Source organism: Kitasatospora sp. cg17-2 (genome assembly GCF_054031055.1).
This window is the reverse complement of the sequence record NZ_CM132923.1, coordinates 5,529,261-5,551,368: the sequence shown is the minus strand read 5'-3', so window position 1 is coordinate 5,551,368 and position 22,108 is coordinate 5,529,261. Positions and strand designations below refer to the sequence as shown.

The window sequence follows — 22,108 nt, the reverse complement described above, 5'->3', positions numbered from 1 at the left end:
GTCGACCGGTGACGGTACGACGTCCCGACGAGCAGCCGGGCCCCGCGCGGGCCCGGCTGCTCGTCGTCGTCGCGGTACCGGCCGAGGCCGAGGCCGTACTGCGCGGCCTCGGCGGCCCGGCCCGGCGGGTGCCGCTGCCCGGCGGCGCGCTGGACCGGGTCGCGCACCCCTCCGGCGCGACGGTGGACGTGCTGGCCGGCGGGGTCGGCCCGGGCGCCGCGGCGGCCGCCGCCGCCACCGCGCTCACGGCGCTCTCCGCGTGCACCGGCGACCGGTACGACCTGGTGGTCTCCGCCGGGATCGCCGGCGGCTTCGCCCCGCGGGCGCCGATCGGCACCACCGTGCTCGCCGGCGCGATCGTCGCCGCCGACCTGGGCGCCGAGACCCCGGAGGGCTTCGCCGACGTCACCGAGCTGGGTTTCGGGACCGTCCGGCACACCCCGGCACCGGCCGCCGTGGCGCTGGTCGCCGGGGCCCTGCGGGCCGCCGGGGTGGACGCCCTGGTCACCGGCACCGTGCTGACCGTCTCCACCGTGACCGGCAGCGCCGGGCGCGCCGCCGCCCTGACCGCCCGCCACCCGGACGCGGTGGCGGAGGCGATGGAGGGCTTCGGGGTCGCCGAGGCCGCCGCCCGGCACGGGGTGCCGGCGTTCGAGCTGCGCACCGTCTCCAACCCGGTGGGCCCGCGCGACCGGTCCGCCTGGCGGATCGGCGAGGCCCTCGGCGCGCTGGAGCGGGCCTTCGCCGCCCTGCCCGTCGCCTCCCTGCCCGTCGCCGCCCTCCCTCTCCCGGCCCGGCCGGCCGGCACGTCCGCCGGCACGGCGGCGGAGCCGCAGGCCGCCGGGCACCCGCAGTCCCACCGGGCCGACCCGCCCGGACCGCGCCGAGCGCCGAAGGAGGCCGGCCGTGGCTGAACGGCTGAGCATCGCCTACTCGCCCTGCCCCAACGACACCTTCGTCTTCCACGCCTGGTCGCACGGCCTGGTCCCGGGCGCCGACGCCCCCGAGGTCACCTTCGCCGACATCGACGTCACCAACGGCCTGGCCGAGCGCGGCGAGCTGGACGTCCTCAAGGTCAGCTACGCCGCCCTGCCCTGGGTGCTGGACGAGTACACCCTGCTGCCCTGCGGCGGGGCGCTCGGGCGCGGCTGCGGCCCGCTGGTGCTCACCCGCCCGGACAGCGGGGACGACCTGAGCGGGAAGACCGTCGCCGTCCCCTCCGAGCGGTCCACCGCCTACCTGCTGTTCCGGCTGTGGGCGGCGAAGGCGGTACCGGGCGGCCTGGGCCGGATCGTGGTGCTGCCGTTCCACGAGATCATGCCCGCCGTGCGGGACGGCCGGGTGGACGCCGGCCTGGTCATCCACGAGGCCCGCTTCACCTACCGGAACTACGGTCTGCGCAGCCTGGCCGACATGGGCGAGGCCTGGGAGCGGGAGACCGGCCTGCCGATCCCGCTCGGCGCCATCATCGCCCGGCGCTCGCTCGGCGCGGAGCGGCTGCGGGCGCTCACCGAGGCGATCCGCGCCTCCGTCCGGCATGCCTGGGACGACCCCGAGGCCAGCCGTCGGTACGTGCTGGAGCACGCCCAGGAGATGGACCCGGACGTCGCCGACCAGCACATCGCCCTCTACGTCAACGAATTCACCGCGGAGCTCGGCGAGGAGGGGCACGCGGCCGTCCGCGCGCTGCTCACCCGGGCCGCCGCGGAGGGCCTGGTCCCCCCGCTCGGCCCGGGCGCGCTGGACTTCTGAGCGGCCGCCCGCCCGACCGTCGCCGGTCGGGCGGGTGACTCAGACGTCGAACTGCTCGGCGACCGCGCGCAGCAGGACGGCGAGCTTCTGCCCGGCCGGCTTGGCCGGGTAGCGGCCGTGCTGGAGCCCGGGCAGTACCGCGTCCATCATCGTGATGAGGTCCTGGACCAGCGCCGCCATGTCGTCCGGGCTCTTGCGCTGGGCGGCGGCCACCGAGGGCAGCGCCTCCAGCAGCTGGACCTGCATCGCCTGGTCGCCGCGGTGCCCGGCGACCACGCCGAACTCGACCCGCTGCCCCGGCTTGAGCGACGTGATTCCGGCGGGCAGCGCCTTGGTGTGGACGAAGACATCGCCGCCGTCGTCGCGCGACAGGAAGCCGAAGCCCTTCGTCTCGTTGAACCACTTGACCTGGCCGGTGGGCATCTCGAACAGTCCTCGATGTGGGTATGAGGGATCCCGGCCCTGGCCGGGGATCACTGGGTGGTGGGAGAGCGGGCCGACCCTGGGGGACGCGCCCTGCGGGGCGCGCACGATCAGCACACTGTAAGGAGCAGACTAACGGTCCGTCACTGTCTCATCCGCGTTCCGCGAAAGTTCCGTACGGAGCCCCGACGGTCACGCGCGACCCGGAATCGGCATGACCCGGGCGCGATTCGACGCTGTCCACTGGCTCACACCTCCGGTCGGGGAGAACGGGGCGCACTGATCGCACCCCTCGGCACAGCCTGCATACCCCCGCCCAGCAGGGATCAAAACTCCCAGCGCCCGGAAAACTGCGCAACGTGACGGGACCGCTCGCCCGCGAAGCGGTTCCGGGGCCGCCCCGGCGGTACCGCGGCGGACCTCGGCCCGGCCGGCTCTGCGAGACTGGGACGGCCGCCGGACCCGCCGCAGCGGCCGAACCCCGCCGCAGAGGAGCAAGCCCCGTGAGCAGCGCGAGCAGCGTCGGCAGCCAGAGCGCCGACCGAGGCGAGACCTACGTCAAGGCAGGCACGATCGTCTTCGGACTCGGCGCGCTCGCCACCCTGGTGACCTTCGTCCCGCTGTTCCTGCACCTGACGCCGCTGCCGTCGGCCGCCTACTGGCTGAGCATGCTGATGCCGCTCGGCTTCCTGCTCGCCCTGACCGGTCTGCTGCTCTCCGCGCGCGCCCAGCGGCGCCGGGTCCGCGCCGAGGCCTGACGGCGGCCGCCGCCGGGCCTGGGCACCGGGCGTCGGCGCGGGACTCGGCACCGGGCGTCGGGGCGGGACTCAGCCGGCGGCCAGGTGCCCGTCGAGCCAGGCCGGGAAGGCCGTGAGGTCGGGCAGCACCACGTCCGCGCCGGCCGCCAGCAGCTCCTCGGCGCCGTACGGGCCGGTCGCCACGCCCACCGCCACCGCGTCCGCGTGCTTGGCACCCCGGATGTCGCCGAGGTGGTCGCCGACGTAGACGGTGGCGCCGTGCTCGCGCAGGGCCACGCCCTTGGTCTCCGCCCACAGGTCGCCGACCAGCGCGTCCGCGCGCAGACCCGCGTGCTCCAGGTGGAGCCGGGCGTTCGGCTCGTACTTGCCGGTGATGACCGCGACCCGGCCGCCGTGCGCGCGGACCGCGTCCAGGGCGGCGTGCGCGCCCGGCAGCGCGACCGTCGGAGCGAAGGCGTGGTCCCGGTAGAGCGTGCGGTAGCGGTGGGCGACCGCGTCCAGTTCCTCCGCCGGGAACCAGTTGCGCAGCTCGTCGAGGAGCGGCGGCCCGAGCCGGGTGACCACCAGGTCGGCGTCGATGGCGGTGCCGGTCTCGGCGGACAGCGCCAGATAGGTGGCCCGGATCCCGGGCCGGGTGTCGAGCAACGTCATGTCGAGGTCGAAACCCACGGTCAGCGGGGCGTCCGAGGTCACAGGCATGCCGTCAGGCTATCCAACCGGCCCGGCCGGGCCGGTGCCGGGCGGAAGTCGGCCGGGGGACGGCCGGGGGACGGGCCGGGGGACGGGCCGGGGGATTTGCCCCGGCTTCGACGCGGAACTTAGGTTTGCCTGAGCTATCTGCGAGAGAGAGCCATGACCGACACCACCGCACCCGGAAGAGCCCGGCTGCTGCGCCGCCGAATACTGTGGCTCGCCGCCGCGCTGGCCCTGCTGGCCGGTGCGGTGCTGCTGAGCCTGGCGGTCGGCAGCCGCACCGTCCCGTTCGGCGACACCGTCGACGCCCTGCTGCACGGCGGGGACACCGCCAACGCCGTGGTGATCCGCGAACTGCGGCTGCCGCGCACCGTCGTCGGCCTCGCGGTGGGCGCGGCGCTCGGCCTCGCCGGCACCGTCATGCAGGGCATCACCCGCAACCCGATCGCCGACCCCGGCATCCTCGGCGTCAGCCAGGGCGCGGCGGCCGGCGTGGTGGTGGCGATCTCCGTGTTCGGGATCTCCACGCTCACCGGCTACGTCTGGTTCGGCTTCGCCGGCGCGGTGCTCGCCACCGTCCTGGTGTACGGGCTGGCCGGGCGCGGCCGGGGCGGGACGGCGCCGGTCAAGCTGGCGCTGGCCGGGGCGGCGATCTCCGCGTTCATCGCCTCCCTCAACACCCTGGTGCTCACCACCGACGCGGCCGCCATGGACCAGTTCCGGTTCTGGCACGTCGGCTCGCTCTCCGGGCGGGACGCGGACGTCGCCCGGCAGCTGCTGCCGTTCCTGGCCGTCGGCACGCTGCTGGTCCTGTCGGTGGCGCGCGGGCTCGACGCGCTGGCGCTCGGCGACGACACCGCCAAGGGCCTCGGCGCCCGGACCGGTCCGGTCCGGGCGGTCGGCGCGCTCGGAGCCACCGTGCTGACCGGCTCGGCGGTCGCGGCGGCGGGACCGGTCGCCTTCGTCGGCCTGGCCGTGCCGCACGCCGCGCGCGCGGCGGTCGGCGCCGACCACCGCTGGGTGCTGGCCCTCTCGGCCGTGCTCGGCCCCGCGCTGCTGCTGCTCGCCGACACGCTCGGCCGGGTGCTGTTCCCGCCCTCCGAGGTGCCGGCCGGGGTGATGACCGCCCTGGTCGGCGTCCCGGTGCTGGTCGCGCTGGTCCGGCGGCGGAAGGTGGTGGCGGCATGAGCACCGTCGTCCTGCGCGGTTACACCGTGCTGCGGGCCGGACCGGCCTCGTTCCTGCTGCACCGGCGCTCGGCGCTCGCCGCGCTCGGCCTGCTGCTCGCGCTGGCCGTCACCGTCGTCGCCTCGCTCTGCCTGGGCGAGTCCACCGTGGCGCCCGGCGAGGTGCTGAAGGTGGTGCTCGGGCAGCCGAGCCCGCACGAGCTGGTGGTCGGCGAGTTCCGGCTGCCCCGGGTGGTGGTCGGACTGCTGGCCGGCACCGCGTTCGGGCTGGCGGGGGCGCTGATCCAGACCGTCGCCCGCAATCCGCTGGCCAGCCCGGACGTGGTCGGCGTCTCCTGGGGCGCCACCGCCACCGTGGTCGGCCTGCTGGCCTACGGCGTGGTCGACTCCACCGGCCAGGTGCCGTTCGCGGCCGTCGCGGGCGGGCTGGCGGCCGGGCTGCTGGTGTACCTGCTGGCCTGGCGGCGCGGGCTGCACGCCCAGCGCTTCGTCCTGATCGGCATCGGCGTCTCGGTCGCGCTCTCCTCGCTGACCTCGCTGTTCCTGACCAAGGGCGACGGCTTCCAGGCGCAGGCCGCCAAGGTGTGGATGACCGGCAGCCTGAACGGCTCCGGGTACGACCAGGCCGGCTGGCTGGCCTGGGTGCTGCTGGCCGCCGTGCCGGTGGCGCTGTGGGCGGCGCGGGCCCAGCGCTCGATCTCCTTCGACGACGCCACCGCCGTCGGCCTGGGGCTGCGGCTGGACCGGATCCGGCTCGGCATGGCCCTGCTCGGCGTGGTGCTCGCCTCCTGCGCGGCGGGCGCCGCCGGGCCGGTGGACTTCGTCGCGCTGATGGCCCCGCAGATCGCCGTACGGCTGGCCCGGTCGGCGCAGATCCCGCTGTTCTGCTCGGCCCTCACCGGCGCGCTGGTCGTGGTGCTCGCCGACCTGCTGGCCCGCCGACTGCTGTCGCCCGTCGAGCTGCCGGTCGGTGTGGTGACCGGACTGGTCGGCGCGCCGTACCTGATGTGGCTGCTGATCCGCTCCCGCCGTGGAGGTTCCTGAGTCGTGGAGGTCCCGATGCTGCCCGACACCGAGTCCGCCGACCCCGTGAAGGGGGTGTCCCACCGCCTGGAGGCGCGGGACCTCACCCTCGCCTACGAGGCCCGCACCGTCGCCGAGGGGCTCGACCTGCGGATTCCGGACGGTCGGGTGACGGTGATCGTCGGCCCGAACGCCTGCGGCAAGTCCACCCTGCTGCGCGCGCTGGGGCGGCTGCTGAAGCCGGTCCGCGGCGCGGTGCTGCTGGACGGCGAGGAGCTGGCCCGCGTCCCCACCAAGCGGATCGCCCGGCGGATCGGGCTGCTGCCGCAGTCGCCGTCCGCCCCCGAGGGCATCGCGGTCGCCGACCTGGTGTCGCGCGGCCGCCAGCCGCACCAGAGCTGGTGGCAGCAGTGGTCCGCGGAGGACGAGGCCGCCGTCGCCGAGGCGCTGGACCGCACCTCGACCGCCGAGCTGGCCGAACGCGGCGTGGACGAGCTGTCCGGCGGGCAGCGGCAGCGGGTCTGGATCGCCATGGCGCTCGCCCAGGGCACGGACATCCTGCTGCTGGACGAGCCGACCACCTTCCTGGACATCGCGCACCAGGTGGAGGTGCTGGACCTGGTCCGGCGGCTGAACGTGGAACGCGGCCGGACGGTCGTCGCGGTGCTGCACGACCTCAACCAGGCCGCCCGGTACGCCGATCACCTGGTGGCGATGAAGGACGGGCGGATCGTCGCCCAGGGACCGCCGGCCGAGGTGGTCACGGCGGAGCTGGTGCGCGAGGTGTTCGGGCTGGAGTCGGTGGTGGTGCCGGACCCGGTGACCGGCACGCCGCTGGTGGTGCCGGGCGCGCCGTGGGCGGCCACCGTGGACGCATAGCAACGTTTTACGCACCAATTCGGACATAATCGACGCGCTGCCGTGTCCCTTCCGCCCGTCTGCGCTGTCCGAGCCGCCCGAGGTGCCGATGTCCCCGACCACCCGCCGCACCCTGCTGACCGCACTGCTCGGCGGGCTCGGGGGCGCCGCCCTGACCGGCTGCACCGACCGGCCCGCCGCGCCCCCGCCGATGGACCTCGGGGCCGTCGCCGCCGAGGCCGCCTCCCCCACCCCGCCACCGAGCGTCACCGTGGCCACCGCCAACGGCCCGGTCACCGTGCCCGGGGCACCCGCGCGGGTCGTCGTCCTGGACACCGCCGAACTGGACTCCGCGCTCACCCTCGGCATCACCCCGGTCGGCGCGGCCCGGGCGGCGGCGGACCCGACCTTCCCCGACTACTGGCCCGCCTCCCGGCTCGCCCCGATCGCCTACGTCGGGCCGATCGGCTCCCCGGACCTCGCCGCCGTCCGCGCGCTGCGGCCCGACCTCGTCCTGTCCAACCAGTCCCGGGACGGCGGCCGCTACGAGGAGCTGCGGGCGATCGCCCCGACCGTCCTCACCGCCACCACCGGCGCGCCCTGGAAGGCGAACCTGCAGACCCACGCCGAGGCGCTCGGCCGGCAGGACGCCGCGGCGGCGTTCATGGCCTCGTACCAGCGGCACGTCAACCAGGTGACGGCCGCCCTCGGGAACGCCAGGGCGGGCGGCCGCAAGGTCAGCCTGGTCCGCTTCGTCGAGGGCGGCGGGATCCGGCTCTACGGCCGGCAGACCTTCCCCGGCTCCGTCCTCGCCGACGTCGGCGTCCCCCGCCCGGACTCCCAGAACGTCGACCGGGCGGACCTGGAGCTCCCGCCGGACCAGCTCGCCCGGGCGGACGGCGACCTGCTCCTCTACGCCGGTTACGGCGACCCGGAGCGCAACGGCCTCACCGCCACCCTCGCGAGCCCCGGCTGGCAGGCCCTGGAGGCCGTCAGGGCCCACCGCGCCTTCCCCGTCGACGACCAGCTGTGGTTCCAGGGCATCGGCTGCACCGGCGCCAACTACCTGCTCGACGAACTCCAGCGCTTCCTCGGCGCCTGACCCGCCCGCCCTCCCGGGGCCGCCGGGTCAGTCGTCCTGGTCGGCGGTGGCGTTGAGGGAGGTGATGAGGGAGGAGAGGCGGGAGTTCCAGCTCTGGTAGGTCGGCCCCTCGATGGCGTGCCGCTTGGCGAGGTCGCGGACGGTGCGCTGGGCGCTCTTCAGCTTGGCCGCGGCGTCGTCGGGCCGGCCCTCGTTGAGCTTGGCGGTGGCCTCGTCGAGGGTGCGGAGCAGCTCGATCTGGCGGGCCCGGTCCTTCTCCACCTGGGTCTGCGCGATGCTCTGGCGCAGGGCGTTGATCTGCACCAGCGGGGCCTGGTTGTGCGGCGGCTGGGTGGTCGGGGCGGCCGGGGGCGTCGAGGACGGGGTGGTGGCCGTCGGGGTCGGGGCCGGGGCCTGCGTCGGGGCGGCCGCCGGGGTGACCGGCGCGGTCGCGGTGGGCCTGGCGGACGGCGCGGCGGCGGGCGTGGACGGGTCGTCGAAGGCGGTGATCGCGAGCATCGCGGCACCGGCCACACCGGCCAGGCCGAGGGCCCCGAACACGATCGGCCGGCGGCGGCCCTCCCGGACCGGACCGGCCTCCGGGAACGGGGCGGCGGCCGGGACCGGACCGGTGGCCGGAATCGGCGCCATCACCGAGGTCGCGGCCGGCGGCGCCGGCTGCGGCGGCAGGAGGGTGGTGTGCCGCTGGTCGCCCAGGGGCTGCGCGGACTGCGGGAAGGCCGCCGCGAGCAGCTCGGTGGTCGGATCGGCGGGCACCAGCCCCGGGACGCAGGCCAGCAGTTCGGCCCGCGCGGCGGCCGCGTCGGCGGGGCGGTCGGCCGGGTGCTTGGCGAGCAGCCGCAGCACCGCCGCGTCCAGGGCGGGCGGCAGGCCGGGCCGCCGGGCCGAGGGCGGCAGCGGCAGCTCGCCGACGTGCTTGTAGGCGATCGCCACCGGGGTCTCGGCCTCGAACGGCGGTGCGCCGGTGAGCATCTCGGTGAGCACGCAGCCGACCGCGTACAGGTCGGTGCGGCCGTCCAGCGGACTCGCGGTGGCCTGCTCGGGCGACAGGTAGGCGGCGGTGCCGAGCACCGAGGCGGTCTGGGTGAGGTTGTGCGAGGAGCCCGCGCGGGCGATGCCGAAGTCCACCACCTTCACCCCGCCGTCGTGGGTGATCATGATGTTGCCGGGCTTGACGTCCCGGTGCACCAGGCCCGCCGCGTGCGCGTGCGCCAGCCCCTCGCAGACCGCCGCCGCGATCCCGACCGCCTGCTCGACCGGCAGCCCCGGGCGCTGCGCCAGCAGTACCGCCAGCGACCGGCCCTGCACCAGCTCCATCACGATGTACGGCGAGCCCTGGTCCACTCCGGAGTCGAAGACCATCGCGATCCTCGGGTGGACCAGCATCGCGGCGTGCTGGGCCTCGCGGCCGAACCGCTCGGCGAACCTCGGGTCGTCGGCGAGCCCCCCGTTGAGGACCTTGACGGCCACCTGGCGGCCCAGCACGTGGTCCACCCCGCGCCAGACGGTGGCCATGCCGCCGACGCCGAGTATCTCGACGAGCTCGTAGCGCCCGTTCAGCGCGCGTCCGATCACCTGGCACCGCTCCCCTCAGAGGCCCTGCCCGGGGTCCCGGACCGCCTCGTGCACGTGTGCACGATAGCCCCCGGGGGTGACCGGCCCGTCCGCCGCCGACCGCCCGGGAAAGGGTGGCGGCCGGGGAACCGGGCAGCGGATCCCCGACCGCCGGCTCGTGGTCGGGCCCGGTGGAGGGCCACGATCGGTGCGGTTCGGCGGGTCGAGCGGGTGCCGGCCCGCCCTGACTGCGGGCGGGCGGGCCGGCGGGGTCCGGCCCTTCCGGACCGGCGGCGCGTTCCGGGGTGCGCCGGTCGGTCAGGTCGGGCCGACCGGGCGGACGGTGGGCACGGGGGGGCCGACCGGCCACCCGGGGTCCGGGTGGAGCGGGTACTGCGGGTACTGCGGTGGAGCGGTGGAGCGGGTACCGCGGTGGTGCGGGGTGGAGCGGTCCGGATGAACGACGGGCCCGGGGGGATTCGCCCGCCGCTCATCCGGAGTTCTGGGTCACCTCCGGTTGCCCGGGGTGCTGTCGGGTCGTGCCGTGCGGTCCGGCCCGGGTCCCGCGGGCGGGTCCGCCGCGGGCGGGACGGTGGCGGTCCTCGGCGCGCGGCCGGAGCCGCCGTCGCCGTTCCCGCTACTGCCCGCGCTGCCCGTAACGACACCCGAACCGCTGCCGCCGGCCGCGGAGTCGCCGTCCTTGTTCCTGCCGCCCTGGCTGTCGCCGCCCTGACCGGTGCCGCCCTGGCTGCTGCTGCCCTGCCCGGAGCCGCCCTGGCTGTCGCCGCCCGGCCCGGAGCCGCCGCCGGACCGTCCCGAGCCCGAGCCGGAGCCGGAGCCCGGCCGGGTGGCCCCGGAGCCGGAGCCCTGGCCGGGGGCGTCCTGGTGGTCGTCGTCGCCCGGGCCGCGGAGCGCCCGCGCGCAGTAGTCCGCCACCTTGTCCGGACCGCCGGCCTCCGCGACCAGCGCGCCGAACTGCGGATCGGCGACCAGCAGCCTCGGGCGCTCGCCCTTGCCCGCCCGGTCGGCGAACACCTTGCACAGGGCCGCGTGGACCACGGGATTCGACGTCCCCCGGCCCTCCCCCGGGACGCGGCTGGGCGTCTCCTTGGGCCGCTTCTCCGGCCCGGACGGATCGGCGGCGGACGGATCCGCGGCCGCCGGGCCGCCGGAGGCGGTACCGGGCCGGGACGGACCGGCGGACGACGCGCCGCCGCCGGCACCACCGGTCGGACCGGGGGTGGACGGCGGGTTCGCCGACCGGGCGGCCGGTGTCCCGGACCGGGTCGCCGCGGTGGCCGACGGAGCGGAGGTGTCCGGGGCGGCCACACCCCGGTGCGGCTGGTCCGAACCGCCTCCCAGGGGCACCGGCAGATTGCCCGTGCCGGCCGCGACCGCGACCCCGCCCAGCGCCGTGGCACCGAGCACGACGGCAGCGGCCTTCGTACTGAAGGCCCTGGTCAGCGTGGCGGCGGCCATCGAACGTCTCCGGACGGGTGCGGGTGCGGCGGGTACTGCTGCGGACGCGAGACGGGCCTCCCGGAACGCGGCCACGGCCGCCTCCTCCCCGGCCAGTTCGCCACCCGTCGCCGGCGCCGCGGCGGCGGCGAGCACACGGGCGACCCGGTCTCCCGGTCCGGCTTCGGACCGGGGGGACCCCGTGCGCCCGGTGCTGCCGTCCGGGCCGGTGAGCGAGGCGTCCTGCCCGGCCGGCGGGCCGCCCACGGCACCGGCGAGCAGCTGCTCGGCGGTGTCACGGTCGATCCGACGGGGTCGGTTGGTGCTCATCTCATGTCCTTCAGCGTCGCGGCCCGGCGTTCTGTCACACCTTGGGGAGAACTTTTTCTCGCGGATCTTCCACGGCCCTGCCGCACGGTCCCGCTGCCCGCCGGACCGTTGTCGGGGACCGACCGCGAGGCCGGGATCCCGGCACCTGCCGCACCACCGCCCCCACCTGTCGGGAAGGACTGCTCCAGCAGTTCGGCGAGCCGCTTCAGCCCCCGGTGCGCGGCCATCCGGACGCTGCCGGAGCGCTTGCCGAGCACCTGGGCGGCGCTGTTCGCGTCCAGCTCCATGACCACCCGGAGCAGGACCGCCTCGGCCTGGTCCCGGGGCAGCCTGGAGATCAGCGCCAGCGCGTCCGAGGTGCCGACGGCGGCGAGGGCCGCCCCGGCCGTGTCGTCGCCGCCGGCCAGCTCGGCCAGGTACTCGAACGGCAGGTCGGCCACCGGCCGGCGGCGCCGGGCCCGCAGGTGGTCCAGGGCCCGGTTGCGGGCGACGGTCGCGGCCCAGCCGCGGAAGCCGTCGCCGTCCCCGGAGAAGGAGCCCAGGTCGCGGGCGATCTGGAGCCACGCCTCGGAGGCGATGTCCTCGGCGTCCTGGGCGTCCTCGGGCCGGCCGCCGACCAGGACCCGCAGGTAGCGGAGCAGACCCGGCTGCACGCTGCGGAAGAGCAGTCGGAAGGCCTCCTCGTCCCCGCTCCGGGCGGCCCGGACGGCCTCGGTCAGATCGACGGGGGCGGGGGCCTCGCGCGGGGGCGGGCCGGGGGGCGGGCCTGACGTCGTGACCGGTCCGGACCGGCCGACGGGGCTGTCGGTGCCCGCTCCGGGGCGTTCTGCACTCTGCACCCGCCACATCATGGGCCATCCGGGCGAACGCCCCGGTCCGGTGGGCCCGACCGTTGCCCGGTCCGGCCCCGGCCGGAACGCGGGCGCCGCCGGGGCGGGGAGCCCGCGCCGCGTCGTCGGCGAGCGCGCGCCGCCGGAGCCGCACGGCGGGCGGTACCGGGCCCGGCGGGCACGCGCCGCCGGGCCCTTGGGCGGCCCGCGCGCGGGGCGAAGGTCCCGTGACCTGCTGGCCTTCGCCCACGGCCGCGCGGACACCGGCCTGCCTACGTTGGAGGTGAACGATCCGTTCCGGCCACCGCCGCCCGCGCCCTGCCCCTCCCGCGCCCCGGGTGCCGCCGAGCACTGCCTGCCCCGACCCCCAGGGACCGTCATGACCACCGCCCGCGAGTTCCACGAACGCGGCCTGCGCGACCACCTCGCGCCCGCGCTCCGGCTCCTGGGCCTCACCGGCGGGCGGCGGACCTTCGCCCTCCCCGACCCGACCCACTGGGCCATGGTCGGCGTGATCGAGCGGCTCGACGACGGGCGGATCCGCTACACCTTCGACCTGAGCCTGGTCAGCCGCGCCGACTGGTCCGCCGCGGCCTTCCCCGGTCCGCGCCCGGACCCGTCCGCCGTCTACGGCATCGAGTCCTGGCGCTCCCGGATCGGCGAGCTGCTCCCGGTGCGGGAGGACGTCTGGTGGGAGGTGCTGCCCGGGCCGCGCTGGCAGGTCGCGCTGGACGACTCGGTGGCCGCCGTCCGCCACTACGGACTGCCCGAGCTGCGCCGTCGGCTCGACCGGGAGCGCGGTGGCGGCACCGGCGAGACCTATCTGTCCGCCGACGAGCTGGAGCAGGTCAACACCACGCTGCTGGCCGTCCCGGTGGCCCGGATCCAGCGCGCGGAGCTGGTCGGCGCGGTGCTGGTGCTGACCGGCGCCTGGACCCGGGCGGACGCGGCCGCGCGCACGGTGCTGCGCGGCGTCGCCCGGGGATTCCTGTCGGCCGAGGACGAGCGCTTCACCACCGTGCACTGCGCGGACACCCTGGGCCGGCCGCTCTGGGACTTCGAGCGCCCCTGACGGACGGTCCGGCCGACACTTCGTCAACTCGCGCAACTGCCCGGCGCCTTCGCAGCTCGGTGGCACCGTCACGGTGCGCACCGTGACAACTGTCATGCGGATCCCGCAACGGACGGCACTGCTGGGCGAGGGGTCCCGCTCGGAACACTGGAGGCACGGCGGAGCGGGCAACGGCCCGCCGGCCGAGCAGCCAGTCCGGGGAGGACCCACCATGAGCCAGATCGCCGCCACCAGCGCCGTCACCGACGTCGTCGCCAACGCCGTCACCACCGGCGCCGCCACCGCCGAGGCCGTCGCCGCCAAGGCCCCGCACCCGCTCGCCAAGGCCCTCCGCCCGCTCGCCGTCGACATCGCCGGCCCGCTCGCCGCCTTCTACCTCCTCCACTCCGGCCTCGGGACCAGCGAGTTCGCCGCCCTCGCCTGGAGCAGCGCGTTCCCGGTCGCCCGGACCGTCCTCGGCCTGGTCAAGGACCGGACGCTGAACCGCTTCGCCGCCCTGATGCTCGGGGTGAACCTGGTCGGCCTGGTGCTCACCGCCGTCAGCGGCGACGCCCGGCTGATGCTCGCGAAGGAGGCCGTGCTCAGCGGCTTCATGGCGCTGGCGATCCTGGGCTCCGCGCTCACCGCGCGGCCGTTGATGTCCGCCGCGCTGCGGCCCTTCCTCACCAAGGGCGAGACCGCCCGGGAGGCCGCCTGGGACCGGCTCGCCGCCGGTTCGCGGCCGTTCCGCCGCTACGAGCGGCTGTTCTCCGTGATCTGGGGCTCCGCGCTGCTCGCCGAGTGCGTGGCCCGGGTGGCCGGCGCCTTCACCCTGCCGGTGGCGACCATGGCGTGGCTGTCCACGGTGCTGCTGGTCGGCGCGATCGTCACCGGTTCGGTGCTCGGCCAGGCCGCCGCGCAGCCGATGGAGAAGCTGGTCCGCGCCGAGGCCGACGCCGCCTGAGCGGCGACAGGGCGCTGCCGGATCGTCACACCCTGATCATCGGACGATCCGAGGAACCATCCCGCTCCACCGGTAGTCCACATCACGAGGGGGTAACGGGACCCCCTCGCCGAGGAAAACGGGGAACCTGATGAGCCGGGCAGAAGCGCGCACCACCGCCACCGAGGACCGCACGCTCGTCTGGGACGGCTGCCTCAACGTCCGCGACCTGGGCGGGCTGCCCACCACCACCGGCGCCCGCACCACCCGCCGGGCGATCACCCGGGCCGACAACCTCGACCGCCTCACCGCCGAGGGCTGGGACGCCCTGCTCGACCACGGCGTGCGCACCGTCGTCGACCTGCGCAACATCGAGGAGTACAAACCGCTCCTCCCGCTCCCCGGGGACGTCGAACTGGTCCGCGTCCCGCTGGACGAACTCGCCGGCCCCGCCTGGTGGCGGACCTACGGCCACCTCGACGGCACCCCGCTCGCCCTGCGCCCCTACCTGGACCACTGCCCGCACGCCGCGGCCGAGTTGATCGCGACGATCGCCGGCGCCCGCCCCGGCGGACTGGTCGTGCACTGCGGCGCCGGCCGCGACCGGACCGGCCTCGCCGCACTGCTGCTGCTCGCCCTCGCCGAGGTCGAGCCCGCCGAGATCGTCGCCGACTACCTGCTGAGCGCCCCCAACGTCCGCCCCCTCTACGGCATGCTCGGCCTCCCGGACCAGTACCGGCGCATCGACGCCGTCCTCGCCGAGGCCGGCACCACCGCCGAGGCCTCCGTGCACGCCGCCCTCGTCGACCTCGACCCGGTCGCCCGGCTGACGGCCGCCGGCGTCCCCACCGCCGACCTCACCGCCGTCCGCGGCCGACTGCTGGCCCCCTGAGACTCCAACTCGCCCTATCGTCAACCGATGGTTGACGATAGAGGCATCGACAACCTACGGTTGACGACATGGAGAATCCGATCGTTCCCAAGAGCACTCCGCTGCGCCTCGACGACCTGATCGACGCGATCAAGAAGCTCCACCCGGACGCGCTCGACCAGCTCTCGGACGCCGTCATCGCGGCCGACCACCTCGGCGAGCTCGCGGACCACCTGATCGGCCACTTCGTCGACCAGGCCCGCCGCTCCGGCGCCTCCTGGACCGACATCGGCCACAGCATGGGCGTCAGCAAGCAGGCCGCCCAGAAGCGCTTCGTGCCCAAGGACCCGGCCACGCCCAACGACCTCGACCCCAGCCAGGGCTTCGGCCGGTTCACCGACCGGGCCCGGCACGTGGTGATGGCCTCCCAGGAGGAGGCCCGCCGGGCCGGCAACGACGGGATCGGGGCCGAGCACCTGCTGCTCGGCCTGCTGGTCGAGCCCGACGGCCTGGCCGTGCGGGCGCTCGTCGACCAGGGCGTCACCCCGGAGGCGCTGCGCACCGCCGCGACGGCGGCGCTGCCCGCCCCGGCCGCCGAGGTGCCGGCACTGATCCCGTACGACGCCCGGGGGAAGAAGGTGCTGGAACTGACCTTCCGCGAGGCGCTGAAGCTCGGTCACAACTACGTCGGCACCGAGCACATCCTGCTCGCCCTGCTGGAGCTGGAGAACGGCGCCGGCGTGCTGGACGACCTCGGCGTGCGGAAGGAGGGGATCGAGCGGTTCGTCGTCGAGATCCTCGCCGCGTTCATCGCCCCGGGCACCGACGGCACCGGCGCCGAGCAGGCGTGACCGGACCGTTCCGGGGGCCGCGGGACGGGCGCGCCCCCGGGACACCGGCCGGGGCGACCGTCCCGGCCGGGACACCGGTCGTGGTCAGAAACCCGACACGTGCGTGGTGACGATCCGCACCCGACCGTCGGCCTTCGCCTCCAGGGCCGCGCGCAGTCGCAACGAGCGCGCCGGGCCCAGGAGTTCGAGCGCCTCCCGGTCCTCGACCCAGCGGTGGTCGTCGAGTTCGCCGGCCGGGACGGTCACGGGGGTGCCGTCCGGGACGCTGCCGAAGTCGAACAGGAAGTGCTCGGCCGGGTGGTCGAGTTCGCCCGAGGGATGGGTCCAGGAGATGGCCAGCAGCTCGCCGGCCTCGCGGACGATGCCGGTCTCCTCCAGCAGTTCCCGGGCCGCGCACTCGGCCGGCCCCTCCCCGAGGTCGATCGTCCCGCCCGGGAACTGCCAGTGCTCCCGGTACCCGGCCTTCACCAGCAGGATCCGCCCGGACGCGTCCCGCAGGACGCAGCCCGCGGCCGCGTAGATCCGCGGCAACGAGGCCAACCACTCTTCACGGGACTTCAACGGCTCGACCGGCACGGCGGGCCCTCCTCGGGCTCTGGGACGATGTGCGCCCCACTCTGCCAGCCGGGCCCCGCCGGCCTCATCGACGGGCCGCGAGGTGCTCGACCAGCCGGTCGAAGCTGGAGTTGTGGCCGGCCTCGGCCTCCGGGCCCAGGTACATGGCGGGGACGTTCTCCTGCTCCATCCGCACCTCGGTCCGGCCGTCGCCGAGGTCGGTGAGGGTGATCCGGCCGGTCAGACCGACGCCCTCCTCCAGGAACTCCAGCAGCTCGCCCTCGCGGACCGCCGTGAACCGGCCGCGCACCGGGTAGCGGTCACCGGTGGCCTCCAGCACCATCGTGCTGTCGAAGCGCCCGCCCACCTCCGGCTCGATGGTCACGGTGTCCAGCGGGACGGTGGTGCCGACCGGGCCCCAGAAGCGGACGAACTGCTCGGGCTCGACATACGCGCGGAACACCTCGGCCGGGGTGGCGGACAGCTCGCGGACGATGGACAGGGTGCCGAGGTTCTCGGTCATGGTGGCGGTTCCCTCTGTTCGGTGCGCGGCCCGGTGCCGCGCTTCCGGAGAGGTAGACCGGGAGCCGGGCGGAAACTCATCGCTCCCCGGCGAGGTTTTTCCGGAGGACTTTTCGGAGAACTTCCCGGCGGGCCGATGAGCCCCGGGCGCCGGGGCGGTCTCCCCTGGGTGAAGACCGAGACCCGCACCTCCGCCGCTCCTCCGTTGATCTGTGATCTGGGCGCGCTGGCCGCCCCCGACCTGGCCGTGGTCGACGCCCTGGCCCGGCTGCGGCGCGCCGCGGCCCGGCACGGCGTGCGGCTCGTCCTGCGCAACGCCAACGGCCCGCTGCGCGAACTGCTCGCGTTCAGCGGGCTGGCCGCCGTGCTCCTCGTCGAACCGGACGAGGAGCACGGCGGGGAGCAGGACGGCGGGCGCGTCGGGCTACTCCCCGGCCTCCAGCCGGGGCGGCAGGCCGAACAGCGGGAAGAGCACCTCGGTGTCGAGGAAGTTGGTGACCCCGGTGATCCGGCCCGCTGACACCTCCAGCACGATCAGCGACCACGGCTCGTGCCCGCCCGCCGGGCTCGGCCGGTACTGCCCGAAGGCCTGGCTGCCGTTGGCCACCACCGGCACCAGCCGGGAGCCCCGGCAGCCGTGCCCGGGGCCGAGCATCCACTCCCGGATGTCCGCCCGCCCGGTCAGCCAGAGCGCGAACGGCGGCATGTTGAGCGTGACGTCCTCGTGCAGCAGCGCCGCCAGGCCGTCCATGTCGTACGCCTCGAAGGCGGCGACGTACCGGGCCAGCAGGGCCCGGTGGTCCTCGTCCAGGGTCGGGGCCGGGCGGCTCGCGGCGGGGTCGGCGGCGAGCGCGGCCCGGGCCCGCTGGAGCGCGCTGTTCACGGAGGCGACGGTGACGCCGAGCAGTTCGGCGACCTCGTTGGCCCGCCAGCCGAGCACCTCGCGCAGGATCAGCACCGCCCGCTGCCGGGGCGCCAGCCGCTGGAGCGCGGCGACGAAGGCCAGCCGCACCGATTCGCGCTGCGCGGCCACCTCGGCCGGGTCGGCCGTCTCGGGCAGCACCCGGTCGTCCGGCGCCGGGCCGAGCCAGGCGACCTCGGGCAGCCGGGCGTCGGTCGCGGTGGCCACGGTGGACGGGCCGGCCAGGTCCATCGGGCGGGCCCGGGCGTTGCGGCCGTTCAGCGCGTCCAGACAGACGTTGGTGGCGATCCGGTAGAGCCAGGAGCGCAGCGCGGCGCGGCCCTCGAAGCCGCGGTGGTGGCGCCAGGCCCGGACCATGGTGTCCTGGACGGCGTCCTCGGCCTCGAAGACCGAGCCGAGCATGCGGTAGCAGTACCCGGTCAACTCCGTCCGGTACCGCTCCAGCTGGAGCTCGACCGGCTCCTCCGTCATCAGCTCGGCCATCGCCCGTGCCCCCACTCGCCCGTCGCCGTCGATCGCCCCGAACGTACCGCAGGCCACCGACAGCGCCGCCGCGCGCCCCGGACCGGCCCTGAACGCGCGTCAGGACGGAGGCCGGGGCGCACGGGCGGTTCGGCGCGCACGGCTGCCCGGTGCGTGCGGTGGCCCGGTGCGCGCGGCGGCTCAGTGCGCGCTGTGCTTCTCGGCCCCGCGGTGGCGGTGGCCCTTGAGCTCGGCGTGGTGCGCGGGCGCGGAGTGCGGGACGGCGGTCCCGGAGTCCCGGCCGCCGTGCCGGAAGGCGGCGCTCGCGGATCCGGTGGCGGCCCGCGCGGTACCGGCGAGGCGGGGCGGGAGCGCGATCGGCATCGTGGCCATCCCCCGGCGCTCCAGCAGCTCCTGGGTGCCGCGGCGGAGCTTGTGCGGGCTCCCCGCTGTTTGCTTGGTCATCGTCGGCTCCCTTCGGCGGCCGCCGGCCGGACAGGCACCGACCGAGGGCCGTACGGGCGTTATGTCCAGATCTGTCGGGAGTTACACCTCAACCCACGGGCCCCTGGGCGTCAACCCGGCCGGAAGCCCGACCCGGCCCGGCCGTCACCCCATGAGCTCGTGGACGTAGCACCAGCGCCAGTCCTCCCCCTGCTCGTAGGAGCGGATCACCGGATGGGAACTGTTGTGGAAGTGCGCGGTGGCATGCCGCTGCGGCGAGAAGTCGCAGCAGCCGATGCGGCCGCAGTCCAGGCAGAGCCGCAGGTGCACCCAGTCCCGGCGCCCCTGCGCCAGGCAGTCGGCGCAGCCGTCCAGGGGTGGCAGGGGCGCGAGGTCCCGGGGTGCGGCGGCGAGGTCTTCGCAGGCGCTCATGGGACGCAGGGTAGTGACGGCGGGCCCGCCCCGCGCCCCGAGACACGCTGCCGGGGGCTCGTGGGAGCATGCCATCCGTGGCGGATGCGACGGGGAACGCGACAAGTGGCAGGACCGGCGGCACGGTCGAGGGCACGGACGGCAGCACGGGGGGCGGTACTTCGGACGGCACGACCGACGGCCCGCCCGGCGCCGCCCCGGGCCCGCCCGACCCCCCGGCCCCGCCCGACCGCCCGGGCATAGCCGCCACCGGCCGGCTCCGGCAGCCGGCCGCGCTGATCCGGCTGCTCGGGGGCCTCGTCGTGATCGCCCTGACCCTGCTGTCCGCCGACTACGCCCGCGCCACCACCAACGGCCTCGCCGAGGACGTCGGCGGCGCCGCCGCCCTGGTCCCGCACCCGCTGGGCGGCGTCGCCACCGGCCTCACCACCGCCGCCGTCCTGCTCCTGCCCGGCTGCTCGGCCGCCCGCAGGCTGCTCGCCCCCGGGACCGACCGGCGGCACGTGCTCCAGCAGCTCGCGGACGGCGTGCTGGCCGCCGTCCTGGCGTACGGCGCCACGCTCCTCTTCGCGCTGTGGATCGACGGCCCCGCGCCGTTCTCCCTGGTCTCCGCGCTGACCCGGCCGCTGCCCGGCGGCCCGCTCGCCCACACCGAGCCGGTCTACGGCTACCTGGCGCCCGTCCTGGCCTTCCTCACCGCCTCCGCGGCCCGCGACCGCCGGGTGCCCTGGACCGTGCTCACCCTGTCCGCGCTGGCCGGGATCGCCTCCGGGGCGGCCACCCCGACCGCGCTGCTGCTCGGCGTGCTGATCGGCTGGACGGCCGCCCACGGCACCCGCTGGGCCGTCGGCGCCCCGGACCCCGGGCCCCGGCCGGGTCAGCTGCTGCACAGCCTGCGCGAGGCCGGTCTGCACCCGGTCGCCGTCACCCCGGACGGCCCGGACCGCTACCTGGTCCGCCAGCGCGGCGACCGCCCCGACCTGGACGTCCAGCTGCTCGACCGGCAGGCGGTCACCGCCGCCCTGGTGCAGCGGGTCTGGCGCCGGCTGCGGCTGCGCACCGCCCCGCACCCGCGCGCGCTGCGCTCCCTGCGCACCGGCCTGGAGCACGAGGCCCTGCTCTCCTACGCGGCCGTCGCCGCCGGGGTCCGCACCCGCCCGGTCGCCGCCACCGCCGAGCTCGGCCGGGACGCCGCGCTGGTCGCCTACCTGCGGCTGCCCGGCCGCACCCTGGACGAGCTGGCCGACGAGGAGGTCACCGACGCGCTGCTCGCCGACGTCTGGGGCCAGCTGGCCCTGCTCCAGCGGCGCGCCATCGCGCACCGCGCGCTGGTGCCCTCCGCGCTGCTGGTCGACCCGGCGGGGGCGGTGCACCTGGTGGGCCTCGCGGACGGGGACATCGCGGCCGGGGAACTGGTGCTGCTCAGCGACATCGCCCAGCTGCTCACCACGCTCGCGCTGCGCACCGGGGCCGAGCGCTCGGTCCGCGCGGCGGTGTCGGTGCTCGGCCCGGACGCGGTCGCCGCCGCCCTGCCGCTGCTCCAGCCCATCGCGCTGACCGCCGGCACCCGGGCGGCGCTCAAGCAGGCCGCCCGTCGCGACGCCGCGGCGGCCGCGCCCCGGGTGCCCCCGCAGCGCACCGGCCCGGAGACGCCCGCCGACCCCGCGACCACCACCCCCGCGACCGCCGCGGGCCCGGCCCCCGACCTGCTGGACGGGATCCGCGCCGAGGTGCTCCGCAGCCGCCCGCAGGCGCCCGTCCGGCCGGTCCGGCTGGAGCGGCTGCGCCCCCGCACCCTGCTCGCCGTCGTCGGCGGCCTGGCGGCCGGGTGGCTGCTGCTGCCGCAGCTGTTCGCCACCGAGCGGAACCCGGTCGCGGCCGTCGCCGACGCCGACCCGTTCTGGCTCGCCCTCGCCGTGCTGGCCGCGGCCGCCGGCCATGTCGCGGGGGCGATGGGCTTCGTCGGCTTCGTCCCCGAGCGGCTGGACTTCCGCAACGCCGTGCTCGCCCAGGTGGCCGGGTCCTTCGTCAAGCTGGTCTCCCCCGGCGGGGTCGGCGGGGTCGCGCTGAACACCCGCTTCCTCCAGCGGGCCGGCATCCCGACCGCGCAGGCCCTGTCCAGCGTCGGCGTGGGCCAGCTGCTCGGTCTGGTCCTGCACCTGCTCCAGCTCGGCGCGTTCGTCTACCTGACCGGTGTCGGGCCCGGCAGCTCCGAACTGGACGCCCTGCCGGCCGTGGTCGGCGGCCTCGCGCTGGCGGGCGTCCTGCTGGCCTCCGTCTCCGCGGTGCCGCCGGCCCGGCGCTGGCTGACCGCCCGGCTGCGCCCGCTGACCGCCGAGGTGCTGCCCCGGCTGGTGGAGCTGCTGCGCAACCCGGGGCGGCTGGCGGTCGGCTTCACCGGGCAGCTGCTGGTGTCGCTGACCCTGGTCGCCTGTCTGTACTGCTGCGCCCGGGCGGTCGGGCAGGAACCGTCCTTCGCCTCGGTCGGGGTGGTGTTCCTGGTCGGGAACGCGGCCGGGAACGCGGCCCCGACCCCCGGCGGGGCGGGCTTCGTGGACAGCGCGCTGGTGGGCCTGCTGGAACTGGCCCCCTCGATGGAGGCCGGCGGCGCGGCGGCCGCCGTCGTGCTCTTCCGGCTGCTCACCTTCGTCCTGCCGGTGCTCCCCGGCTGGGCGGCGTTCACCTGGCTCCAGCGCCGCAAGGCGCTCTAGGCCCCGAGGTATCGGCAGGAGTCCCGGCCGGCTACTCCCGGTACTCGTCCTCGTCCAGCGGGACGGTCCGGCTCTGCTCCGCGACGTCCGCGACCTCGGTGGCCGGGTCCGCGCCCAGGGCGCGGCGCTCGGCCAGCTCGTCGTACTCGTCCTCCGCCACCCCGTTCCCGGACTCCACGGCCTCGTCGACCTCGTCCAGGTAGTCCTCGTGGTTCTGCGGCATGGTGTCCGTCCTCGTTCCTCGAAGGTTCCCCGGAGGCTTCCCCCGGCCCGTGGGTCCCGCTCGCCGGGGTACTCGAAGTATCCGTCGGCCACCGGCCCGGCGCGACGCGCCGACGGACCCCCGGCGTGTTGTCCGGCCGGGGAATTGACCCGG

General features: G+C 76.2%; 24 protein-coding genes. 13 read left to right on the top strand and 11 right to left on the bottom strand.

The window, feature by feature from the left end; genetic code table 11:
• Positions 1–8: 8 nt before the first annotated feature.
• Both ACW14Y_RS23375 and ACW14Y_RS23370 read left to right on the top strand, forming a co-directional pair.
• Positions 9–914, top strand: coding sequence for a futalosine hydrolase (locus ACW14Y_RS23375; RefSeq protein WP_456983348.1), 906 nt, complete (start codon positions 9–11; stop codon positions 912–914).
• On the top strand, positions 907–1,752 hold the full coding sequence (locus ACW14Y_RS23370; protein ID WP_456983346.1) for a 1,4-dihydroxy-6-naphthoate synthase: 846 nt from the start codon (positions 907–909) through the stop codon (positions 1,750–1,752). The genes ACW14Y_RS23375 and ACW14Y_RS23370 overlap by 8 nt, the downstream gene beginning before the upstream one ends.
• 39 nt (positions 1,753–1,791) lie before the next feature.
• Here the strand turns inward: ACW14Y_RS23370 and ACW14Y_RS23365 are convergent, their stop codons facing one another.
• Positions 1,792–2,175: a cold-shock protein gene (locus tag ACW14Y_RS23365; protein WP_030393600.1), complete on the bottom strand. Its 384-nt coding sequence runs from the start codon at positions 2,173–2,175 to the stop codon at positions 1,792–1,794.
• A 503-nt stretch (positions 2,176–2,678) separates the two neighbouring features.
• Here ACW14Y_RS23365 and ACW14Y_RS23360 point away from each other — a divergent pair.
• Positions 2,679–2,933, top strand: a complete 255-nt coding sequence (locus ACW14Y_RS23360; RefSeq protein ID WP_380299514.1) for a hypothetical protein — start codon at positions 2,679–2,681, stop codon at positions 2,931–2,933.
• Positions 2,934–3,002: 69 nt separating this feature from the next.
• On the opposite strand, the gene ACW14Y_RS23355 is transcribed toward ACW14Y_RS23360, so the two are convergent.
• On the bottom strand, positions 3,003–3,632 hold the full coding sequence (locus tag ACW14Y_RS23355; protein ID WP_380299515.1) for an HAD family hydrolase: 630 nt from the start codon (positions 3,630–3,632) through the stop codon (positions 3,003–3,005).
• 153 nt (positions 3,633–3,785) lie between these two features.
• Between ACW14Y_RS23355 and ACW14Y_RS23350 the strand changes: the two genes are divergently transcribed.
• The 4 genes from ACW14Y_RS23350 (at position 3,786) to ACW14Y_RS23335 (ending at position 7,796) form a co-directional block, all read left to right on the top strand.
• Positions 3,786–4,814 (top strand): FecCD family ABC transporter permease, encoded by a 1,029-nt coding sequence (locus tag ACW14Y_RS23350; protein ID WP_380299516.1) that lies wholly within the window; start codon positions 3,786–3,788, stop codon positions 4,812–4,814.
• On the top strand, positions 4,811–5,857 hold the full coding sequence (locus tag ACW14Y_RS23345) for a FecCD family ABC transporter permease (RefSeq protein ID WP_380299517.1): 1,047 nt from the start codon (positions 4,811–4,813) through the stop codon (positions 5,855–5,857). Before ACW14Y_RS23350 ends, ACW14Y_RS23345 begins: the two co-directional genes overlap by 4 nt.
• Before the next feature lie 15 nt (positions 5,858–5,872).
• Positions 5,873–6,715, top strand: a complete 843-nt coding sequence (locus tag ACW14Y_RS23340; protein ID WP_380299518.1) for an ABC transporter ATP-binding protein — start codon at positions 5,873–5,875, stop codon at positions 6,713–6,715.
• 88 nt (positions 6,716–6,803) lie between these two features.
• Complete coding sequence (locus ACW14Y_RS23335; protein ID WP_456983341.1) at positions 6,804–7,796, top strand: ABC transporter substrate-binding protein; 993 nt, start codon at positions 6,804–6,806, stop codon at positions 7,794–7,796.
• Between the two features lie 27 nt (positions 7,797–7,823).
• Here the strand turns inward: ACW14Y_RS23335 and ACW14Y_RS23330 are convergent, their stop codons facing one another.
• The 3 genes from ACW14Y_RS23330 to ACW14Y_RS23320 all read right to left on the bottom strand — a co-directional run bounded on the left by ACW14Y_RS23330 (position 7,824) and on the right by ACW14Y_RS23320 (position 11,986).
• Complete coding sequence (locus ACW14Y_RS23330) at positions 7,824–9,371, bottom strand: protein kinase domain-containing protein (RefSeq protein WP_380385340.1); 1,548 nt, start codon at positions 9,369–9,371, stop codon at positions 7,824–7,826.
• A 486-nt stretch (positions 9,372–9,857) separates the two neighbouring features.
• The gene (locus ACW14Y_RS23325; protein WP_456983339.1) at positions 9,858–11,138 is read right to left on the bottom strand and encodes a hypothetical protein; all 1,281 of its coding nucleotides are present in this window, start codon (positions 11,136–11,138) and stop codon (positions 9,858–9,860) included.
• A complete protein-coding gene (locus ACW14Y_RS23320) occupies positions 11,135–11,986 on the bottom strand; it encodes an RNA polymerase sigma factor (protein WP_380299563.1) in 852 nt (283 codons plus the stop codon). The genes ACW14Y_RS23325 and ACW14Y_RS23320 overlap by 4 nt, the downstream gene beginning before the upstream one ends.
• Positions 11,987–12,347: 361 nt before the next feature.
• Between ACW14Y_RS23320 and ACW14Y_RS23315 the strand changes: the two genes are divergently transcribed.
• The 4 genes from ACW14Y_RS23315 to ACW14Y_RS23300 all read left to right on the top strand — a co-directional run bounded on the left by ACW14Y_RS23315 (position 12,348) and on the right by ACW14Y_RS23300 (position 15,684).
• Complete coding sequence (locus ACW14Y_RS23315; protein WP_456983337.1) at positions 12,348–13,040, top strand: hypothetical protein; 693 nt, start codon at positions 12,348–12,350, stop codon at positions 13,038–13,040.
• Between the two features lie 211 nt (positions 13,041–13,251).
• Positions 13,252–13,983, top strand: coding sequence for a VC0807 family protein (locus ACW14Y_RS23310; RefSeq protein ID WP_456983335.1), 732 nt, complete (start codon positions 13,252–13,254; stop codon positions 13,981–13,983).
• 130 nt (positions 13,984–14,113) lie between these two features.
• Positions 14,114–14,854, top strand: a complete 741-nt coding sequence (locus tag ACW14Y_RS23305) for a tyrosine-protein phosphatase (RefSeq protein WP_456983333.1) — start codon at positions 14,114–14,116, stop codon at positions 14,852–14,854.
• Positions 14,855–14,922: 68 nt separating this feature from the next.
• Positions 14,923–15,684 (top strand): Clp protease N-terminal domain-containing protein, encoded by a 762-nt coding sequence (locus ACW14Y_RS23300; RefSeq protein ID WP_380299525.1) that lies wholly within the window; start codon positions 14,923–14,925, stop codon positions 15,682–15,684.
• A gap of 84 nt (positions 15,685–15,768) precedes the next feature.
• On the opposite strand, the gene ACW14Y_RS23295 is transcribed toward ACW14Y_RS23300, so the two are convergent.
• On the bottom strand, positions 15,769–16,260 hold the full coding sequence (locus ACW14Y_RS23295; RefSeq protein WP_051740454.1) for an NUDIX domain-containing protein: 492 nt from the start codon (positions 16,258–16,260) through the stop codon (positions 15,769–15,771).
• 64 nt (positions 16,261–16,324) lie between these two features.
• Positions 16,325–16,762 carry an SRPBCC family protein gene (locus tag ACW14Y_RS23290; RefSeq protein WP_380299526.1) on the bottom strand — a complete coding sequence of 146 codons (438 nt, stop codon included), beginning with the start codon at positions 16,760–16,762 and terminating at the stop codon, positions 16,325–16,327.
• A 168-nt stretch (positions 16,763–16,930) separates the two neighbouring features.
• Here ACW14Y_RS23290 and ACW14Y_RS23285 point away from each other — a divergent pair, with 168 nt between their 5' ends.
• Positions 16,931–17,281, top strand: a complete 351-nt coding sequence (locus ACW14Y_RS23285) for an STAS domain-containing protein (protein ID WP_456983329.1) — start codon at positions 16,931–16,933, stop codon at positions 17,279–17,281.
• On the opposite strand, the gene ACW14Y_RS23280 is transcribed toward ACW14Y_RS23285, so the two are convergent.
• The 3 genes from ACW14Y_RS23280 to ACW14Y_RS23270 all read right to left on the bottom strand — a co-directional run bounded on the left by ACW14Y_RS23280 (position 17,186) and on the right by ACW14Y_RS23270 (position 19,021).
• Positions 17,186–18,166 (bottom strand): sigma-70 family RNA polymerase sigma factor, encoded by a 981-nt coding sequence (locus ACW14Y_RS23280; protein ID WP_380299528.1) that lies wholly within the window; start codon positions 18,164–18,166, stop codon positions 17,186–17,188. The two genes, ACW14Y_RS23285 and ACW14Y_RS23280, sit on opposite strands and share 96 nt — an antisense overlap.
• A 180-nt stretch (positions 18,167–18,346) precedes the next feature.
• Positions 18,347–18,610: a hypothetical protein gene (locus ACW14Y_RS23275; protein WP_402722953.1), complete on the bottom strand. Its 264-nt coding sequence runs from the start codon at positions 18,608–18,610 to the stop codon at positions 18,347–18,349.
• A gap of 144 nt (positions 18,611–18,754) precedes the next feature.
• A complete protein-coding gene (locus tag ACW14Y_RS23270; protein WP_030393619.1) occupies positions 18,755–19,021 on the bottom strand; it encodes a UBP-type zinc finger domain-containing protein in 267 nt (88 codons plus the stop codon).
• A 77-nt stretch (positions 19,022–19,098) separates the two neighbouring features.
• Between ACW14Y_RS23270 and ACW14Y_RS23265 the strand changes: the two genes are divergently transcribed.
• The gene (locus ACW14Y_RS23265) at positions 19,099–21,732 is read left to right on the top strand and encodes a lysylphosphatidylglycerol synthase domain-containing protein (protein WP_456983326.1); all 2,634 of its coding nucleotides are present in this window, start codon (positions 19,099–19,101) and stop codon (positions 21,730–21,732) included.
• Between the two features lie 31 nt (positions 21,733–21,763).
• Here ACW14Y_RS23265 and ACW14Y_RS23260 read toward each other — a convergent pair whose 3' ends face one another.
• Positions 21,764–21,955, bottom strand: coding sequence for a hypothetical protein (locus tag ACW14Y_RS23260; RefSeq protein WP_380299531.1), 192 nt, complete (start codon positions 21,953–21,955; stop codon positions 21,764–21,766).
• Positions 21,956–22,108 lie beyond the last annotated feature (153 nt).

Bases quoted from the DNA above. Each gene is read 5' to 3' on its own strand.
- ACW14Y_RS23365 (WP_030393600.1), bottom strand. From the start codon at position 2,175: ATGCCCACCGGCCAGGTCAAGTGGTTCAACGAGACGAAGGGCTTCGGC.
- ACW14Y_RS23355 (WP_380299515.1), bottom strand. From the start codon at position 3,632: ATGCCTGTGACCTCGGACGCCCCGCTGACCGTGGGTTTCGACCTCGAC.
- ACW14Y_RS23350 (WP_380299516.1), top strand. From the start codon at position 3,786: ATGACCGACACCACCGCACCCGGAAGAGCCCGGCTGCTGCGCCGCCGA.
- ACW14Y_RS23345 (WP_380299517.1), top strand. From the start codon at position 4,811: ATGAGCACCGTCGTCCTGCGCGGTTACACCGTGCTGCGGGCCGGACCG.
- ACW14Y_RS23340 (WP_380299518.1), top strand. From the start codon at position 5,873: ATGCTGCCCGACACCGAGTCCGCCGACCCCGTGAAGGGGGTGTCCCAC.
- ACW14Y_RS23335 (WP_456983341.1), top strand. From the start codon at position 6,804: ATGTCCCCGACCACCCGCCGCACCCTGCTGACCGCACTGCTCGGCGGG.
- ACW14Y_RS23325 (WP_456983339.1), bottom strand. From the start codon at position 11,138: ATGAGCACCAACCGACCCCGTCGGATCGACCGTGACACCGCCGAGCAG.
- ACW14Y_RS23320 (WP_380299563.1), bottom strand. From the start codon at position 11,986: ATGTGGCGGGTGCAGAGTGCAGAACGCCCCGGAGCGGGCACCGACAGC.
- ACW14Y_RS23315 (WP_456983337.1), top strand. From the start codon at position 12,348: ATGACCACCGCCCGCGAGTTCCACGAACGCGGCCTGCGCGACCACCTC.
- ACW14Y_RS23310 (WP_456983335.1), top strand. From the start codon at position 13,252: ATGAGCCAGATCGCCGCCACCAGCGCCGTCACCGACGTCGTCGCCAAC.
- ACW14Y_RS23305 (WP_456983333.1), top strand. From the start codon at position 14,114: ATGAGCCGGGCAGAAGCGCGCACCACCGCCACCGAGGACCGCACGCTC.
- ACW14Y_RS23300 (WP_380299525.1), top strand. From the start codon at position 14,923: ATGGAGAATCCGATCGTTCCCAAGAGCACTCCGCTGCGCCTCGACGAC.
- ACW14Y_RS23290 (WP_380299526.1), bottom strand. From the start codon at position 16,762: ATGACCGAGAACCTCGGCACCCTGTCCATCGTCCGCGAGCTGTCCGCC.
- ACW14Y_RS23280 (WP_380299528.1), bottom strand. From the start codon at position 18,166: ATGGCCGAGCTGATGACGGAGGAGCCGGTCGAGCTCCAGCTGGAGCGG.
- ACW14Y_RS23275 (WP_402722953.1), bottom strand. From the start codon at position 18,610: ATGACCAAGCAAACAGCGGGGAGCCCGCACAAGCTCCGCCGCGGCACC.
- ACW14Y_RS23270 (WP_030393619.1), bottom strand. From the start codon at position 19,021: ATGAGCGCCTGCGAAGACCTCGCCGCCGCACCCCGGGACCTCGCGCCC.
- ACW14Y_RS23260 (WP_380299531.1), bottom strand. From the start codon at position 21,955: ATGCCGCAGAACCACGAGGACTACCTGGACGAGGTCGACGAGGCCGTG.